Origin of the sequence: Pseudoalteromonas sp. 20-92, assembly GCF_030847595.1 — a bacterium.
Taxonomy (GTDB): domain Bacteria; phylum Pseudomonadota; class Gammaproteobacteria; order Enterobacterales; family Alteromonadaceae; genus Pseudoalteromonas; species Pseudoalteromonas fuliginea.
Genome location: NZ_JANJGQ010000021.1, coordinates 1 through 17,698, shown reverse-complemented (window position 1 = coordinate 17,698; position 17,698 = coordinate 1). Strand labels below are relative to the sequence as shown.

The following is a 17,698-nucleotide window of genomic DNA, read 5'->3' as shown; positions in this document are numbered from 1 at the left end:
AAGTGACTAGATTTTAAAATTTAGCCGTCGATAAAGGAATTAAGTAATGAAAGAGAATAAAGTAGCTTTAATAACCGGTGTAACAGGGCAAGATGGTTCATACCTAGCCGAGCTATTGTTAGAAAAAGGCTATGAAGTTCATGGTATAAAACGCAGAGCATCATCGTTGAATACTGAACGTGTAGATCATATTTATCAAGATAGCCATGAAAAAAATCAAAAGTTCTTCCTACATTACGGTGATTTGACTGACTCATCAAACCTAACGCGTATAATAAAAGATGTGCAGCCTGATGAAGTTTACAACTTAGGTGCACAATCTCATGTAGCCGTTTCATTTGAATGCCCGGAATATACCGCTGATGTTGATGCTATGGGGACTTTACGTTTATTAGAAGCAATTCGCTTTTTAGGCCTAGAGAGAAAGACAAAGTTTTATCAAGCTTCAACATCTGAACTGTATGGTGAAGTACAAGAGATACCGCAAAAAGAAACAACGCCGTTTCACCCTCGCTCACCTTATGCAGTAGCTAAAATGTATGCCTATTGGATAGTGGTAAATTATCGTGAATCTTATGGTATGTATGCTTGTAATGGTATTTTGTTTAATCACGAATCACCTCGTCGCGGTGAAACCTTCGTAACACGTAAAATCACTCGCGCTATTGCTAATATTTCACAAGGTTTAGAGAAATGCTTATATTTGGGTAACATGGATGCCTTACGTGATTGGGGTCATGCCAAAGACTATGTCCGTATGCAATGGATGATGTTACAGCAAGAAACGGCAGACGATTTTGTAATTGCAACAGGTAAGCAAATTTCTGTTCGCGAATTTGTAAAGCTATCAGCTAAAGAAGCAGGTATAGAACTTCAGTTTTCAGGCGAAGGTCTTGAAGAAATAGCGACTATAACCGCTATCACTGGTGATAATGCTCCAGCTTTAAGCGTAGGTGATGTTATTGTTAAAGTTGATCCTCGCTATTTCCGCCCTGCAGAAGTTGAAACTTTATTAGGTGACCCTACTAAAGCAAAAGAAAAATTGGGTTGGGTACCACAAATCACAGTTGAAAAGATGTGTGCGGAAATGGTTGAAAATGATTTAAATAAAGCTAAACAACATGCGATCTTAAAAGCACATGGTCATAACGTAGCTATTTCTATAGAAAATCAAGGTTAACAATATGTCAGGCTTAAATTGTAAAATATTTGTCGCGGGTCATCGCGGCATGGTTGGATCGGCAATTGTTCGTCAGCTAGAAGCAAATGGTCATACAAATATCATAACGCGTACGCGATCTGAATTAGATTTAACTAATCAGCAAGCAGTTGTTGACTTTTTCCAAAATGAAAAAATTGAACAAGTTTATTTAGCTGCAGCGAAGGTTGGCGGTATTGTTGCCAATAATACTTACCCAGCCGATTTTATTTATGAAAATTTAATGATTCAATGTAATATTATTCACAGTGCACATTTAGCTAATATTCAGCAATTACTATTTTTAGGCTCATCATGTATTTATCCTAAATTGGCAGAGCAACCAATGCAGGAAACTGCATTACTTACAGGCACATTAGAAGAAACCAACGAACCCTATGCTATTGCTAAAATAGCCGGTATTAAGTTGTGTGAGAGTTATAATCGACAATATGGTAGAGATTACCGCAGTGTAATGCCAACTAACTTATATGGTGCGAATGATAATTTCCACCCTGAAAATAGCCATGTTATTCCCGCATTATTACGCCGCTTTCATGAAGCAAAATTAAACGGGGACACAGAAGTCGTCGCATGGGGTAGTGGTAAACCTATGCGTGAGTTTTTATACGTTGACGACATGGCGGATGCATCAATTCATATAATGAACCTAGCTAAAACAACATATGATGAAAATACTGAACCTATGTTGAGCCACATTAATGTGGGGACAGGAGTTGATTGTACTATCCGCGAATTAGTTGAGACCGTTGCTAAAGTGGTTGGTTTTGAAGGTCAAATAAAGTTCGATACTAGTAAGCCTGACGGTGCACCTCGTAAATTGATGAATGTGGAACGGATAAACTCTTTAGGCTGGTACTCTAAGGTTTCATTGGAAGATGGACTCAAGACAACATATGACTGGTTCTTGAAACAAAGAAATAATTACCGCAACTAGGTTGCTAGGTTAAAGATAGGAAACTACTTTGACGCTTTTAGCGTTCATTGGATTCAAGTAGTGTGTCGACAGTTAATTTAGTTGAATAATTAATAGAGTGAAATTTAAATGAAAGATAATGTTGCGGTCTTAATATCAACATATGATGGCGCGAATGACTTATGGGAACCATTGGAAGAGGCTTATAAATGCTATTGGAATGACTGTGACTTCCCAATTTTTTTGACTAGTAATCATAGAAGCTTTGAGAGTGATTTATTTAGACCGCTACAAATTGGTAAAGAGAAATCTTGGTCGGATAATATTTTAAAATCTTTGGATAAGATAAATGCTAAATATGTTTTATTGACATTCGATGACTTGTTTTTAAATAAAAAAGTTGATAATAGTTTTATTATGCGTCAATGCCAATGGGCATTAGATAATAATGTTGACTATTTGCAGTTCACCAAGTCAGTTGGGGCAAAGCAAGAGTTTACGAGAGAAATATTAAAAAAGAATCTATCTACTGAATACCGGAATGCGACTGTGTTTTCATTATGGAATGTAGAAGTACTAAGGTCACTTTTAGTTGACTCTGAAAATGCATGGGAATTTGAAACGAAAGGGAATAACAGGTGCCGAGATTTGCCTCATTTTTATTCTACCAAAAAAGCAGGGTTTTCTTATTTAAATGGTGTTGTAAAAGGTAAGTGGAACCCAGTAGTTAAAAATAAATTAGTTAAGGCTGGCTACAATATTTCACCGCAAAGAAAGTCGTTTAGTATGCTACAGCTAATAAAGTATGAAGTTATTAAAGCTGCTTATACTTTTAAGAGAGGTTGTGTTAAATGAATACTATGAAAAAATCGGCTGTTGTGGTTATTGCGAAAGAATGTGATGAAAGGTTGATTAGTTTTTTATGTGAGGAGTTTAAAGGTTATAGTACCTACTTAGTAACTCCTGATTCAGAAAATATTAATTTAGATAAGATAAATATACTCGATGATCAAAGTTTCTTTGATTTTGAGAGTTTTTCAGAAAAATTAAAAAATACTAACCTCCGTGTTGGCTGGTATTACCAACAATTTCTTAAATTACATGTTTGCCTTAATCTAGGATATGAAAATGTTTATATAATAGATGGTGATAGCGTTGTAAAGAGAGATACATTCAAAACTGACTCTATAAGCACAACAGGTAAGCTTGCTGAAAATAAATACACTGATTTTAATAAATTAATATTAAGTCTCGATTCTTTCGAAGAACCTTCATATGTGACCAATGAGATGGTTTTTAATAGAAATATATTAGAAAAACTTATTTATGAAATTGAGGCAAAGTTTAATAAATTTTGGGTTGATGCCATTTTAGATATATTAAAAGCAAATGAAAATGTACAGTTTAGTGAGTACCAACTTTACGGCAGTTTTGCAGTGAATCGATTTTCCTACCCGGTCCATCAAATTAAAGTGTTCCGCAGAATGGATTGTATTAACGACTCTATAGTTAACGGACTAAAAAAATTTGATTTGCTAGCTTTTGAAAGTCATCATAAAACAGGTTTCTTACGGCATCTACGCGCAAAAACTTTATATTTATTCGGGAAGCAATTAGGGTGATCGCGTTATTGTTTTTACTTCTTTCTTTTCTTTTTTGTATTGAAGCCTCAACATCTATTTCAAGAAAATCAGGCTATGCGATTAATAATGCTGCATCAGGGTTAATACTCCAGAGCTCTTTAGGCTTATTGTCAAGAGCATTAATTTTCATGTTTATGCCATTAATCGGTGCATTATCAGACACGGGAAGCATTTACTCTAATAGTTATTCGATTACCTTAAGCTTTTTACTTTTACCCTCTATGTTGTTTCTATTATTCATCTTTAGGGTTGAAGTAGAAAAAATATTTTTAACTTTACTTAAGCGGGTTGAGGTACATGGATCATACTTTAAAAAAGTTAAGTTTGTTAATAATATACCTAGGACGGATTCAAGATTAAGAACCGCCAAGAAGTTCAAAGGTTTATATATAGTCGTTTTTTTATCCTACATTCCTTACTACTTGGCATGGCCATTTATAATTATACTCTTGAATACTTACCCTGAAAATAGAGGTTTTATCCTAGGCTTATCATCTGTTTTTAATGGGGTTAATACCTTGGTATTAACCTTATTCGTTGATCCAAAACTTGCTAAGTTAGGCATGTATAGAAACCTAATATTAAGTGTTTATAATGAGCTTCTACTTGTTCGATTATTTTCTTCATTAGCAGCTTTTTTATTATTTTTAGCTGTTAGCATTTTCATTTAAGGTTGGTTAGCTTGAATATAAGAGTAATTATTGCTTTGAGTATGATGTCATTATTTATGGTTTTTTTTCCAGCAATAGAGTTGTTGTTTTTAAATGACTTAGTTGAAAATAAAGTGGACTTAGCACTATTTATCTTCTCACAATGTACCGCTTTAATTGTTGCTCTATTTTTTGCTAGGCAACTGGGGTTACTAACTTACGACAATGAACATATTGAAGCTGTAAAAAATAGTACTGATTCAATAAACGATATCGCTTTTTTAATTCTTAGTTTATTCTTTTTTTGTGTATTTATTGTATTTGTTTTAAAGCATATTCCAAGCCTTGCCTATGTTGTTTTTTTTGCAGAAGAGTATCGTAATGGCTATTACAGTGGGAGTGGCTTATATACGGCGGGCATGACGCAAGTAGTTCCATTCATGCTCGCAGTGATGCTAATTAAAAATAATAAGCTTGGTCTAAGTTTTTACGTAATTTTAGGACTAGCATTCATCACAAGTTATATACTGGGCTTAAGAATATATTTACTATCAATTTGCTTTTTTCTTATCATCAGAATATTTATGTCAAATGGTCTCAAATTTAGATCGATTTTTGTCTTAGTTCTGCTCTGTTTGTTTTTAATATCCTTCAAACTTTTTTTAAATGAGGATGTAAGAGAGTCATCAGTTTTTGAGGTTTTATTGCATGCAGCAGGCAGGGTTGCACACAGGTTTTTAGTTTACGACTCTGGCTATAGTTTAGATATTAGTAAAGTAGGTGCTGTAATTCCAATCTTAAATGAATTCACAGCATGTTCCATGGAATGCTTCAAAGAAAGTTTAGTAACCCAAATACCGAACATATCAACGAATATGCCTTTTATACATAATTATACGGGTGTCGCTGTTCCTGCGCCATTGCTATTATTTAACATATTTGGCTATTTAGGGTGGGTTTTTACGGTTTTATTTATAACTTTATTTTTGTTCTTTCTAAAAAGAGCATATTGCTCATCAAATTTATTCATTAATTTTTTAAGTATCATTCTGTCTTTTTATATGTTCGCTATGATGATTGAAGACATTACATATTTTTTGAAAATTAATTATGCAATTATAATTGCTTTTCTTATCTATTCATTAGTTAGTTTATTGAGATTAAGGGTTAAATAAAATGTTTATACTTTTGTGCTTTATGGTTTTTTTGTTATTGTGGTGTTATTTTTTATACCCAATATACCTAGTTGTTTTGAGCAAGTTTAAGGTAAATAGAAAGGAACCCATAGATGATAATTACGCCCCATCAGTATCTATTGTAATTGTGGCTCATAATGAAGAAAAAGTAATAGAAAAAACAATAATATCATGCTTAAAACAGAATTATTCTAGAGCTAACTTTGAGATAGTAGTTGCCTCTGATCACTCTACAGATACTACTATTGAAATTGCTGAGAAGTATAAAGAATCAGGTGTACGAATTGTACAGACTAAAGATAGAAAAGGTCGCGCTAATGCTCATAACGAAGCCTGTGAGACTATTACCTCTGACGTTATTGCATTTTGTGATGCCAATACTATTTGGGAAGAAGATACAGTTGAAAATTTAGTTAAAAGTTTAGCTTTTACTGATGTAGGACATGTTTCTGGCAAACTATGCTACATAAATACTGATGATAATCATGTTAGTCATTCTGAGGGCCTATATTGGAAATACGAGCTAATGCTCAGAAAACTAGAAAGCTCTTTGTCTAGCATTACGGCAGGGAATGGTGCTGTTTACGCAATAAAAAGAAGTTGTTACGAAGCTATTGATCCGTTGTATAGTCACGATATTGTGTTCCCATCCATGGTTGTTAAGAAAGGGTTGCGTTCTGTCTACAATCCTGAAGCTTTAGCTTATGAGAAAGCTGGAGAAACAACCAGTGACGAGTATTCACGTAAAGTGAGAATGTTTGGCAGAGCATGGCACTTTATGTACAAAAATCCAGATGTTTTTAACCCTTTTAAGGTTGGCCTTTCTTACTCTATTTTCATGATCTCACATAGATTTCTAAGATATTCAGCAGGCTTAATTCAGGCTATTATTTTGTTCATATCTATTTTAACTTTATTACGAGGTTACGATGGTAGTTCGGTAGTCTTTAATATATTTATTGTTACTCAATTGCTTTTTTATGTAGCGGTAATTTTAGGGAAAAAAATGATTTTAGGCTCTAAAGGCTATCAACTTTACTATTTCAACTTATTCCATTTAGCTACCTTGGTCGGGCTCTATAATGCAGTAACAAATAAAATAAAGCCTTTTTGGTTAAGTCCTCAATCGACCAGGAAATAAGATGGTTAATAAAATACTCACAGCTGTGAGGAGCTTATATTATTCGCTTATATTTAAAATTCCTTTGTCTTACTTAAGGGTGTATGGAGATTTTACAATTGTTTCGCCGCAAAATTTTTCAGCATTATCTGGTTTACGTATTAATCACTATTGTTATATTAATGCAAGAGGAGGGGTGAAATTAGGAAGGAATGTTACCTTATCTGCTGGAGCTATGATTTTGTCTAGTGAAATAGCTATTGACGAGTTTTTAAAAGAAAACAGGACAAAAGATTATCATAAAGATTCAAATGTAATCATTAATGATAACGTCTGGGTTGGCGCTGGGGCTAAAATCATGCCAGGTGTTCATTTATCTGGTTCCAATATTATTGTGGCCGCAGGTGCAGTAGTTACAAAATCATTTGATGATTCTGACGTTATCTTGGCGGGAATTCCGGCCGTAGTAATTAAACAAATTAAAAGTTCGAGTACATAGTATGATAAAACGTTGTTTTGATATAGTTGCTTCCTTTTTTGCTTTGCTTTTATTATCACCAGTTATGTTTTTTGTCAGTCGAAAAGTGGCTACAAACCTCGGGACACCAATATTGTTTAAACAACAAAGGCCTGGCTTGAAAGGTAAAACGTTTAAAATGCTCAAATTTCGTTCAATGCGCGATGCTATTGATGCTGATAATGTTCATTTAACTGACAGTGAAAGATTAACTCCTTTTGGACGCAAATTAAGAAGCTCGAGCCTTGATGAATTACCTGGCTTATGGAATGTTCTCAAGGGTGATATGAGTTTGGTAGGACCAAGACCACTGTTGGTAGATTATTTACCGCTGTATAGCCCAGAACAAGCTAGGCGCCATAATGTTAAACCAGGACTTACCGGTTGGGCGCAAGTGAATGGCCGCAATGCTATAAGCTGGGAAGATAAGTTTATGTATGATGTTTGGTATGTTGACAACCAAAGCTTTTGGCTTGATTTGAAAATACTCTTGTTGACAGTAAAAAAAGTATTTATTAAAGAAGGTATTACAGCAGATGATCATGTAACCATGCCTTTTTTTACTGGCAGTGATAATAATACAGGAAAAAAAGATGAAAAATAATGTACTTGTACTTTCAGCTGGAAGGAGAGTGTCACTAGTGCGAGCATTTGATAAGGCTATTGAAGACCTAGGTGTTGATGGTGAAGTTTTTGGTGCTGATATGAATCCGAATATGTCAGCAGCTTGTAATGTTTTGTGTAAAAGCTTTGTATTGCCACACGTACTTAACGATGAGTACATTGGTGAATTAAAAAGCCTTTGCTTTAAAGAATCAATAAAATTGGTTGTACCAACAATTGATACTGAACTATTAAAACTTGCTAGACATAAGCAAGAGTTTAAAGACCTAGGGATCACAATCGTTGTATCTGATAGTGAGCTAGTTGTCCCTTGTAGGGATAAAAGACTAACCCATGATTTATTTAATGAAATTGGCTTTCCTGTTCCTGTTACCTATTCACTAAACAACATAGCATTTCCATGCTTTTCAAAGCCAATATCGGGAAGTTTAAGTCAAAATATTCGTATTTTACAATCACAAGATGAACTTGATGCCTGGGATGTTCCAAAATCAGAAATGATGTACATGGAAATAGTTTCTGATAAAGCTTTTGATGAATATACAGTTGATGTTTATTTTACTCAAAGTAGTGAGCTTATTTGTATGGTACCCAGAGAAAGAGTTGAAGTTAGAGGTGGGGAAATCAGTAAGGGGCGCACTAATAAAGCACTGGTAAATTTACTTAAAGAACCGATGTCGAAACTAAAAACAGCTTTTGGTTGTTTAACCCTACAAGTTTTTAAGTCAAAAACAACAGATCAAATCTATGGTATAGAAATTAACCCTAGGTTTGGTGGTGGGTTTCCTCTTAGTAATGCAGCTGGCGCAAGATACCCTGAGTTTTTATTAAGAGAAGTTTTTTTAAACGAAAAATTAAATTATACAGATGATTGGGAAGACCAGTTGGTGATGCTACGTTATGATGCTGAGGTTTTAGTTTCGAATGGCTGATCTTTCAAATTTTGATGTGGTCGTATTTGACCTAGACGATACTCTTTATTCTGAATTGGATTACGTTTTATCTGGATATCACTTTTTATCAGAGTTAATTGAAAGGTTATATTCAAAAGTTACCTATAAAACATTTATAGAAGCTGTAAAAACGAAAGTTCCAGATGTTTTCTCTTACGTTATTGAAGAGCATAGTTTACCAAAAACACTTAAGGAACATTTAATATTAGCTTATAGGTACCACACCCCTAATATTAAATTACATGAAGGCGTAATCTTTATCCTTGAGCAATTAAGGAGTAAAAATATACCGATGTATTTGATTACCGATGGTAGAGGTATAACTCAACGATTAAAAATATCGTCTTTAGAAATTGAAACTTTCTTTGAATCGATTTATATATCTGAAGAGGTTGGTGTAGGAAAACCTCAGCCAGATTCATTTATTGCCATTCAACGTTTGCATCCTGATAAATCTATAGTGTACGTTGCAGATAACCCCACAAAAGATTTTATTGCCCCTAATCAATTAGGATGGGACTCTATAGGTATAATTAATATAAATACACGAGTTCATCCTTTGACTAGCGATTATACTCAAGCAGCTAACATTTGGTTAGATCAATTTAAAGGCTTAACATGTTAAATACCCCATTTTCTCCTTGGCCTTGCTTCACTCAAGAAGAAGCTGATGCTGTTGGTCGTGTAGTTTTGTCAAATAAAGTAAACTATTGGACTGGTTATGAAGGCCGCGAATTTGAAAAAGAATTCTCTACTTGGTCTGAGAGTAAATACGCAATTGCATTGGGTAATGGCACTTTGGCACTTGATCTTGCACTTAAAGCTTTAAATGTAGGCGCTGGCGATGAAGTAATAACTACGCCTCGTACATTTTTAGCGTCTGCCTCAAGTATTGTTACTGCGGGCGCTGCCCCTGTATTTGCTGATGTTGACTTAAATAGCCAATCAATTACGGCAGCGAGTATTAAAGCTGTACTTACACCAAAGACTAAAGCGGTTATTGTTGTGCATTTAGCGGGTATGCCTGCTGAAATGGACTTAATAATGGCATTAAGTAAAGAGCATGGCTTTTATGTAATTGAAGACTGTGCCCAAGCGCATGGTGCTAAATATAAAGGCCGCTCAGTGGGCAGTATTGGCCACGTGGGAGCTTGGAGCTTTTGCCAAGATAAAATTATGACCACGGGTGGAGAAGGCGGCATGGTAACCACTAACTCAAAAGAGTTATGGTCAGCAATGTGGAGCTATAAAGACCACGGTAAAAGCTTTGATGCAATTTATAATCGTGAACATCCACCTGGATTTAGATGGCTACACGAAAGCTTTGGCACTAACTGGCGTATGACCGAAATGCAAGCCGTATTAGGCCGTATACAACTAACGCGTATGAGTGACTGGACTATGACACGTCAATCATATGGTGATGAGCTTAATAAAGCCGCAGGTGAATTTGACTGCATTCGTTTAGTTACAGTGCCAGAGTACAGCGAACATGCTGAATATAAGCATTATATGTTTGTTAAGCCTGAGCAATTAGCCGAAGGTTGGGACCGTGACCGTATAGTTAACGAGATTGTTGAACGCGGCGTACCGTGTTTTCAAGGGAGTTGTTCTGAAGTCTATCTTGAAAAAGCGTTTGACAACACACCATGGCGCCCAAAAAAACGCTTACCAAATGCAGTAGAGCTTGGCGAAACATCACTGATGTTTTTAGTACATCCAACGCTGACTGAAACCGAAATAGCCAAAACAACCCAAGTAATCAAAGAAGTATTTAGTCTCGCAGCAAAATAGGGTTATATAATCACTTAAGTAAAAAATTACAAATAAGTAAAGAGGTCGCTACGCTTTAAAAATGAAAGCTGTATAGAGTTTTAGCGGCCTCTGATTTGCTCTTATTCACTGCTCTTTATATTATATATATTGTTTTGGCTAATCGCTAAAAAGTACTCGTGATAACAATTGTTTGTAGAACTCTAATTATAAAAGGAACTGTCAGTGGATAGTTTTATACACTCTATTTTAAATGCATCACGTGCTAAAAAAAGAATTATTACGCTGTTTATTGATACGTTATTTATTGTGATTGCTTTTTGGCTAGCACTTATTGTTAGGCTCGATAGCTTTGGGCCTCTGCAACGTTTAGATAATTGGCTCCTTTTAGCGCTACTAATACCAGTTAGTTTATATACGTTTATAAGTTTAGGTTTGTACCGAGCTGTGCTTAGGTACATGAACTCTCAAGCCATTTGGGCGATAGTGCTAGGTACGGTAATAACTACGGTTAGCTTGGTGTTAATTGCTTTTTTTATGGGTATAAATATACCACGTACTATGCCCTTTATATTTGCTTGGTTGTGTTTACTAACAGTGGGTGGGGCCCGTGTATTGGTGCGTGCCATTATTGGTAAAATGACCACAAGTAAAAAAGAGTCCATTATTATTTATGGTGCGGGCGCTGCTGGGCGTCAGTTAGCAACTGCTTTAGGTGCTGGGCCTGAGTACTTTGTTAGTGCATTTATTGACGATGATGTAACAAAGCATGGATCAATAATTCAGGGAGTACCTGTTATTGCGTTTAAAGGCATTTATGAGCTAAGCACTAAACGTAAAGTTAGTAAGGTATTACTAGCATTACCGAGTGCTACCCGTGCCCGCCGAAAAGAAATACTCGCGCAATTAGAGCCATTAACAATTAAAGTACTTTCAATCCCCGGTATGACCGATATAGTTGAAGGTAAGGCTAAACTTGCCGAAATTACAGATGTCGGCGTTGAAGATTTATTAGGCCGAGACCCTGTAGCTCCAAAAATAGATTTAATGACCGACAATATAGCTAAAAAAGTGGTTATGGTAACTGGTGCGGGTGGCTCTATTGGGTCGGAGCTTTGTAGGCAAATAGTTAAGCAAAAACCAACTAAATTAATTTTATTTGAGCAAAGTGAATTTGCCTTATATTCAATTGAAAAAGAGCTCAACGAATACATTTGCAATAATGCCCTAGAACTAGAACTAATACCTATTATGGGCTCTGTGCAACGAATTAACCGCCTTGAAACGGTAATGAAAGCCTTTGGAGTTCAAACAGTTTACCATGCCGCAGCCTATAAGCATGTGCCTTTAGTTGAGCATAACGTGGTCGAAGGTGTACGCAATAATGTGTTTGGTACTTATTATTCCGCAAAAGCTGCTGTAAATGCTAAAGTTGAAAATTTTGTACTTATTTCTACCGACAAAGCGGTACGGCCAACTAATGTGATGGGCGCAACTAAGCGTATGGCTGAGTTAGTGCTGCAGGGCTTAGCGCAAGAGCAAGGCGTAAAGCATAAAACACGTTTTTGTATGGTCCGCTTTGGTAATGTACTAGGTTCTAGTGGCTCGGTTGTGCCGCTATTTCGCAGGCAAATAAAAGAGGGCGGCCCAATAACGCTCACACACCCCGATATAACACGCTTTTTTATGACGATTCCTGAGGCTGCCCAATTAGTAATACAAGCTGGCGCAATGGGAAAAGGAGGCGACGTATTTGTACTCGATATGGGCGACTCTGTTAAAATTAAAGACCTTGCTACAAAAATGGTGCGCCTTTCTGGCTTTGAGGTTAAAAGTGACACTAATCCACATGGCGACATTGAAATAAAGTGCACAGGCCTTCGCCCAGGCGAAAAGCTTTATGAAGAACTATTAATTGGCGATAACGTGGGTGAAACAACCCATGAGCGCATAATGACCGCCAATGAAGTCATGCTTCCATTGGCTGAGCTTAATGTATTTATAGAAGCATTAGATATTGCATGCCATAATTTTGATCACGAAACAATTCGCCAATTATTGTTAGATGCGCCAACAGGTTTTAATCCTACTGATGGCATATGCGATTTAGTTTGGAATGCAAAAACTGAAAAATCAATTACAAGTACCAAGTTAGATAATATAGTTAATTTAAAGAGTTAACTGTATACATGCTTAATAAAGCCAATCTACGTACAGGCTAATACTAGCAGGCTTCTATTTTGCATTTTCTAGTTTATAGTTTTTAATTATTCGTATTGGGCTGTGGCTCTGGTAGAATTACTTATTAATTATGAATAATCTTAAAGGATTAATATGAAGGTTGCTGTAATAGGTACGGGTTATGTAGGGCTTTCTAACGCTATGCTATTAGCACAGCACAATGAAGTGGTGGCGCTAGATATTGATGAGCAAAAAATAGCACTATTAAATAATAAAAAATCGCCCATTGTTGATACCGAAATTAGTGAGTTTTTAACACGTAGTGACTTAAATTTTACAGCAACTACCGACAAAGCAGCAGCATACAAAAACGCTGATTTTGTAATTATAGCTACCCCTACCGATTATGACGTTGAAAATAACTATTTTAATACAAGCTCAGTAGAAGCTGTAATTAAAGATGTGATAGCGCATAACCCAAATGCGGTTATGGTGATTAAGTCAACTATTCCAGTTGGTTTTACGCAAAATATTAAAGAGACGTTGGGCATTAGTAATTTAATATTTTCGCCAGAATTTTTACGCGAAGGTAAAGCACTACACGATAACTTATACCCATCGCGTATTGTAGTGGGTGAGCAAAGTGAGCGCGCAAGCGTGTTTGCTAACTTACTTAAGCAAGGCGCTATAAAAAAAGATATTGAAGTATTGTTTACTGACTCTACAGAAGCCGAAGCTATTAAGTTATTCTCAAACACTTACTTAGCAATGCGTGTAGCTTATTTTAATGAGCTAGACAGCTACGCTGAAGCACATGGTTTAAACAGTAAACAAATTATTCAAGGTGTGAGTTTAGACCCACGTATCGGCAACCATTATAATAACCCTTCGTTTGGTTACGGTGGTTACTGCTTACCAAAAGATACTAAGCAACTACGTGCAAACTATGCAAATGTACCAAACAACATTATTGGTGCAATTGTTGATGCAAACACAACACGTAAAGATTTTATTGCCGACTCAATCATTAAGCGCAACCCTAAGGTAGTTGGTGTGTATCGTTTAGTAATGAAAACAGGGTCTGATAATTTTAGAGCTTCAGCTATTCAAGGCATTATGAAGCGCATTAAGGCCAAAGGTATTGAGGTTGTAGTATACGAGCCAGTACTTGAAGAAAATGAGTTTTATCACTCTCGTGTAATACAAGATTTAAATGAGTTTAAACAAATATCTGACGTTGTTGTATCTAACCGTATGGTTGAAGAGCTGAGTGATATTGCAGGCAAAGTTTATACTCGCGACTTGTTTGGTAGTGATTAGTAAACAAATAGGTATATGCTATTAGTAGTGTTTAAGCCTGAGTAGTGTTTTCAGAATGTTTTGTGTTACTGAGTTTTTAGTAACTTATTCACAAAGAGGTTTAGAGGGCGCTGCGCTTTAGAGAAGCCAAAAGTAGGTAATATATTAGTTATAAATATTAAAAGCTGAGCTTTCGCGTGAGCAAGTTCTACGCCTACCGGTAAAATTTACACCGTGGTTAAATTTACTTGTAGACGCACAGCTTGCTGGCGTGACGAGCAAAGCTCGTCATTTATATGCTTTAAAATGTCTTCTCATTTACTCCTCTTTTGCTTCTCTTTGTGCAATAAGGTTTTTAAGTCATTTATTCACTAAGAGGTTAAGGGGTGCTGCGCTTTAGAGAATTAAAAACAATTATTTGAGAATATTCACTTTGCTCTTTCGTGAAATTTATCTTGTGCAAAAGGATTGAGTAAATTTATTCATAAAATGTTTAGAAAGTACTTTGTCGTACTATGTAAAAGTAGCTATTTAGATATCTACTCATATATCCCCATTTACTTCTGTTTGTGAAATAAATGCGGCTTAAATTTCAGAATTAAGGTGTTTATGAAATATTTAGTAACGGGCGCTGCTGGTTTTATTGGCGCGGCAACATGCCAAAAATTGTTAGCGGCCGGTCATGTAGTAGTCGGTATTGATAACCTTAACGACTATTACGATGTAAATTTAAAGCTAGCTCGATTAGCGCAGTTTGAAAGCAATGAAGCATTTACATTTATTAAGCTTGATATAAGTGAGCGCCCAGCAATGGGCGAATTATTTGAAACGCATCAGTTTGATAAAGTAATTCACTTAGCAGCGCAAGCCGGTGTAAGGTATTCAATAGAGAATCCTGACGCGTACGCTGATTCAAATTTAGTCGGGCATTTAAATGTGCTTGAAGGATGTCGTAATAATAAAGTTAAACACTTAGTTTATGCTTCTTCTAGCTCAGTTTATGGTTTAAACGAAAAAACACCGTTTGAAACAACCGATAGTGTTGATCACCCCGTGTCGTTTTATGCCGCAACTAAAAAAGCGAATGAGCTAATGGCACATAGCTATTCTCATTTATATAGCTTACCTACAACAGGCTTACGCTTTTTTACCGTTTATGGCCCATGGGGTCGCCCAGATATGGCACCGTATATTTTTACTAAAAAAATACTTGCCGGCGACACTATTGATATAAATAACAACGGCGATATGTGGCGTGACTTTACTTACATAGATGACATTGTTGAAGGTGTTGTTCGTGCTGCCGATGTTATCCCTGTCGCAAACCCAGATTGGAGAGTTGAAAGCGGTTCACCAGCTTCTAGCTCTGCTCCTTATGCGGTGTATAACATTGGTCACGGTAGCCCAATAAACCTAATGAAGTTTATTGAAGCTATTGAAGCTGAGTTAGGTATAGAAGCTAAAAAGAACTTCCGCGAAATGCAAGCCGGCGATGTTTATAAAACTTATGCTGATACTACAGACTTATTTAATGCAACAGGCTATAAAGCACAAGTAGGTGTTAAGCAAGGTGTAAGCGAGCTTATTAAGTGGTATAAAGATTTTTATAAATAAAAGTAATTAGCCGCTTACAAAATAAACACTGTTTTAGTTTAAAACGGTGTTTTTTGTTTTTAATAGGATCGTTTTTTACTAACAACAGGTTTTTGATTACTTATTCAGCCCTCATCTACTTTTTACCTGTTAACTTAAAAATAATTAATTTATAAATAAAGGATTACTCATGAAAGCTGTTATTCCAGTTGCCGGCCTTGGCACTCGCATGTTACCAATGACCAAAGCAATTCCTAAAGAAATGCTGCCAATAGTTGATAAACCTCTGATTCAATATATTGTTAGTGAATGTGTAGCCGCAGGTATTAAAGATATAGTGTTAGTTACACACAGCTCAAAAAATGCGATTGAAAACCACTTTGATACAAGCTACGAGCTAGAAGCCACCCTCGAAAAACGTGTTAAACGCGCACTGCTTGACGAAATCCGCTCAATTTGCCCAACAGACGTAACGGTTATGAGTGTACGCCAAGGTGAGGCTAAAGGGCTAGGGCATGCAATTTTATGTGCAAAGCCAATTGTAGGTAATAACGATTTTGTTGTGCTACTCCCTGATGTAATACTCGATGCCTACACGGCTGATCAAAAAGCTGAAAACTTAGCCGCGATGATCAAGCGCTTTAACGAAACTCAAGCAAGCCAGATTATGCTAGAACCTGTGGCACAGGAAGATGTAAGCAAGTATGGGATTGCTGATATTAATGGCGTGCAACTTACCCCAGGGATGAGCGCAGCAATTAAAACCATGGTTGAAAAACCGCCGGCAGATATAGCACCTTCAAACCTTGCGGTAGTTGGGCGTTATGTATTAAGTAAAAATATTTGGCCATTACTGGCTAAAACACCTGTAGGCGCTGGTGACGAAATTCAATTAACTGACGCTATTGATGCATTAATGACACAAGAAACGGTTGAAGCATTCCATATGAGCGGGCGCTCACACGATTGTGGCGATAAGTTAGGTTATTTAAAAGCGATTGTTGAGTACGGTATGCGTGACGCAAAGCTAGGAAAAGAGTTTACTCAGCATTTAAATATACTTATGAACGGAGAAAATTAATAATCTAGTTACAAAGCGCGAAGTAAATTCGCACCTACGGGTTGGCGTATGTTGTAGGTGAGGTTTTACACCTCGCTTTTTAAGCATTAAAGCTATGGTGTATGAGCGCGAAGTAAATTCGCACCTACGGTTTGGTGTATGTTGTAGGTGAGGTTTTACACCTCGCTTTTTGGCATTAAAGCTATGGTGTATGAGCGCGAAGTAAATTTGCACCTACGGATTGGTGTATGTTGTAGGTGAGGTTTTACACCTCGCTTTTATACATTAAAGCTACGGTGTATGAGCGCGAAGTAAATTCGCACCTACGGTTTGGCGTATGTTGTAGGTGAGGTTTTACACCTCGCTTTTTACTTTATGTAAATACAGTCCCAGTAGGGATACGAAGCAACTTTATCGACGATTTTAGCCCTTAAAGGGTTTGCAATTATATACCTAGCGTTATTAAGTAAATCATCCTCATTTCTAATCATATGGTCGTAGTAGTTACGTTGCCATAGTTTTTGTACCCCTAAACGATCGCGTATAGTTTTGGAGCAGCGGCCTTTAAAAGATTTAATTACATCCGATAGGGATTTTTCATTTCCCAATTGAATTAACCAATGCACATGATTTGGCATAATTACAAACGCTATTGTTTTAGCCGCTTTTTGATCTTCTATATTTTTCATTTCTTTAGTAATTAAACGATTAATATCTATAGAGATAAACTTATTTTCTCTTTTATGTGCTACCAATGTAATAGAGTAAAATCGATTTATTAACGATACTCTGCCTTTTCTTAATAAATCGGAACGATGCATTTTTATTGATCCCTTTTATTTAAAGGTAGCAGAAATATAGAAATTTTTAAGATGAGTGAGCGCGAAGTAAATTCGCACCTACGGATTGGTGTATGTTGTAGGTGAGGTTTTACACCTCGCTTTTTAAGCATTA

At 36.2% G+C, this 17,698-nt stretch carries 17 protein-coding genes; 16 read left to right on the top strand and 1 reads right to left on the bottom strand.

Annotation, left to right across the window (positions count from 1 at the left end; all coding sequences use genetic code 11):
* The first annotated feature begins 46 nt into the window (after positions 1–46).
* The 16 genes from gmd (at position 47) to galU (ending at position 16,765) form a co-directional block, all read left to right on the top strand.
* Entirely contained in the window at positions 47–1,180 is a 1,134-nt protein-coding gene (gene gmd, locus NRL14_RS15865) for a GDP-mannose 4,6-dehydratase (protein ID WP_033038750.1), read from the top strand.
* 4 nt (positions 1,181–1,184) lie between these two features.
* Entirely contained in the window at positions 1,185–2,156 is a 972-nt protein-coding gene (locus NRL14_RS15860) for a GDP-L-fucose synthase (RefSeq protein ID WP_306725109.1), read from the top strand.
* A gap of 108 nt (positions 2,157–2,264) precedes the next feature.
* Positions 2,265–2,990, top strand: coding sequence for a hypothetical protein (locus NRL14_RS15855; protein WP_033038754.1), 726 nt, complete (start codon positions 2,265–2,267; stop codon positions 2,988–2,990).
* Positions 2,987–3,757, top strand: a complete 771-nt coding sequence (locus NRL14_RS15850; RefSeq protein ID WP_033038756.1) for a DUF6492 family protein — start codon at positions 2,987–2,989, stop codon at positions 3,755–3,757. The genes NRL14_RS15855 and NRL14_RS15850 overlap by 4 nt, the downstream gene beginning before the upstream one ends.
* 8 nt (positions 3,758–3,765) lie before the next feature.
* On the top strand, positions 3,766–4,449 hold the full coding sequence (locus tag NRL14_RS15845) for a hypothetical protein (RefSeq protein ID WP_306725108.1): 684 nt from the start codon (positions 3,766–3,768) through the stop codon (positions 4,447–4,449).
* A gap of 11 nt (positions 4,450–4,460) precedes the next feature.
* Entirely contained in the window at positions 4,461–5,603 is a 1,143-nt protein-coding gene (locus NRL14_RS15840) for a hypothetical protein (RefSeq protein WP_033038760.1), read from the top strand.
* Position 5,604: 1 nt separating this feature from the next.
* Positions 5,605–6,765, top strand: a complete 1,161-nt coding sequence (locus NRL14_RS15835; RefSeq protein WP_306725107.1) for a glycosyltransferase family 2 protein — start codon at positions 5,605–5,607, stop codon at positions 6,763–6,765.
* Between the two features lies 1 nt (position 6,766).
* Positions 6,767–7,243, top strand: coding sequence for a DapH/DapD/GlmU-related protein (locus NRL14_RS15830; RefSeq protein WP_050482434.1), 477 nt, complete (start codon positions 6,767–6,769; stop codon positions 7,241–7,243).
* Position 7,244: 1 nt separating this feature from the next.
* Entirely contained in the window at positions 7,245–7,865 is a 621-nt protein-coding gene (locus tag NRL14_RS15825; RefSeq protein WP_157600361.1) for a sugar transferase, read from the top strand.
* Positions 7,855–8,817, top strand: a complete 963-nt coding sequence (locus tag NRL14_RS15820) for an ATP-grasp domain-containing protein (protein ID WP_033038761.1) — start codon at positions 7,855–7,857, stop codon at positions 8,815–8,817. Before NRL14_RS15825 ends, NRL14_RS15820 begins: the two co-directional genes overlap by 11 nt.
* On the top strand, positions 8,810–9,463 hold the full coding sequence (locus tag NRL14_RS15815; RefSeq protein WP_050482435.1) for an HAD family hydrolase: 654 nt from the start codon (positions 8,810–8,812) through the stop codon (positions 9,461–9,463). The genes NRL14_RS15820 and NRL14_RS15815 overlap by 8 nt, the downstream gene beginning before the upstream one ends.
* Positions 9,457–10,632 carry a DegT/DnrJ/EryC1/StrS aminotransferase family protein gene (locus NRL14_RS15810; protein WP_306725106.1) on the top strand — a complete coding sequence of 392 codons (1,176 nt, stop codon included), beginning with the start codon at positions 9,457–9,459 and terminating at the stop codon, positions 10,630–10,632. Before NRL14_RS15815 ends, NRL14_RS15810 begins: the two co-directional genes overlap by 7 nt.
* A 204-nt stretch (positions 10,633–10,836) precedes the next feature.
* Positions 10,837–12,792, top strand: coding sequence for a nucleoside-diphosphate sugar epimerase/dehydratase (locus tag NRL14_RS15805; RefSeq protein ID WP_033038764.1), 1,956 nt, complete (start codon positions 10,837–10,839; stop codon positions 12,790–12,792).
* A 153-nt stretch (positions 12,793–12,945) separates the two neighbouring features.
* Positions 12,946–14,112 (top strand): nucleotide sugar dehydrogenase, encoded by a 1,167-nt coding sequence (locus NRL14_RS15800; RefSeq protein ID WP_306725105.1) that lies wholly within the window; start codon positions 12,946–12,948, stop codon positions 14,110–14,112.
* Positions 14,113–14,700: 588 nt separating this feature from the next.
* Complete coding sequence (locus NRL14_RS15795; protein ID WP_033038770.1) at positions 14,701–15,705, top strand: NAD-dependent epimerase; 1,005 nt, start codon at positions 14,701–14,703, stop codon at positions 15,703–15,705.
* Between the two features lie 169 nt (positions 15,706–15,874).
* The gene (gene galU / locus NRL14_RS15790) at positions 15,875–16,765 is read left to right on the top strand and encodes a UTP--glucose-1-phosphate uridylyltransferase GalU (RefSeq protein WP_306725104.1); all 891 of its coding nucleotides are present in this window, start codon (positions 15,875–15,877) and stop codon (positions 16,763–16,765) included.
* Positions 16,766–17,112: 347 nt separating this feature from the next.
* On the opposite strand, the gene NRL14_RS15785 is transcribed toward galU, so the two are convergent.
* Positions 17,113–17,565 (bottom strand): transposase, encoded by a 453-nt coding sequence (locus tag NRL14_RS15785; RefSeq protein WP_096792452.1) that lies wholly within the window; start codon positions 17,563–17,565, stop codon positions 17,113–17,115.
* Positions 17,566–17,698 lie beyond the last annotated feature (133 nt).

What these genes read in the sequence shown, in the direction of transcription:
- NRL14_RS15795 (WP_033038770.1), top strand. Translation starts at nt 14,701, where the DNA reads ATGAAATATTTAGTAACGGGCGCTGCTGGTTTTATTGGCGCGGCAACA.
- NRL14_RS15810 (WP_306725106.1), top strand. Translation starts at nt 9,457, where the DNA reads ATGTTAAATACCCCATTTTCTCCTTGGCCTTGCTTCACTCAAGAAGAA.
- NRL14_RS15800 (WP_306725105.1), top strand. Translation starts at nt 12,946, where the DNA reads ATGAAGGTTGCTGTAATAGGTACGGGTTATGTAGGGCTTTCTAACGCT.
- galU (WP_306725104.1), top strand. Translation starts at nt 15,875, where the DNA reads ATGAAAGCTGTTATTCCAGTTGCCGGCCTTGGCACTCGCATGTTACCA.
- NRL14_RS15850 (WP_033038756.1), top strand. Translation starts at nt 2,987, where the DNA reads ATGAATACTATGAAAAAATCGGCTGTTGTGGTTATTGCGAAAGAATGT.
- NRL14_RS15860 (WP_306725109.1), top strand. Translation starts at nt 1,185, where the DNA reads ATGTCAGGCTTAAATTGTAAAATATTTGTCGCGGGTCATCGCGGCATG.
- NRL14_RS15835 (WP_306725107.1), top strand. Translation starts at nt 5,605, where the DNA reads ATGTTTATACTTTTGTGCTTTATGGTTTTTTTGTTATTGTGGTGTTAT.
- NRL14_RS15815 (WP_050482435.1), top strand. Translation starts at nt 8,810, where the DNA reads ATGGCTGATCTTTCAAATTTTGATGTGGTCGTATTTGACCTAGACGAT.
- NRL14_RS15855 (WP_033038754.1), top strand. Translation starts at nt 2,265, where the DNA reads ATGAAAGATAATGTTGCGGTCTTAATATCAACATATGATGGCGCGAAT.
- NRL14_RS15825 (WP_157600361.1), top strand. Translation starts at nt 7,245, where the DNA reads ATGATAAAACGTTGTTTTGATATAGTTGCTTCCTTTTTTGCTTTGCTT.
- NRL14_RS15785 (WP_096792452.1), bottom strand. Translation starts at nt 17,565, where the DNA reads ATGCATCGTTCCGATTTATTAAGAAAAGGCAGAGTATCGTTAATAAAT.
- gmd (WP_033038750.1), top strand. Translation starts at nt 47, where the DNA reads ATGAAAGAGAATAAAGTAGCTTTAATAACCGGTGTAACAGGGCAAGAT.
- NRL14_RS15820 (WP_033038761.1), top strand. Translation starts at nt 7,855, where the DNA reads ATGAAAAATAATGTACTTGTACTTTCAGCTGGAAGGAGAGTGTCACTA.
- NRL14_RS15830 (WP_050482434.1), top strand. Translation starts at nt 6,767, where the DNA reads ATGGTTAATAAAATACTCACAGCTGTGAGGAGCTTATATTATTCGCTT.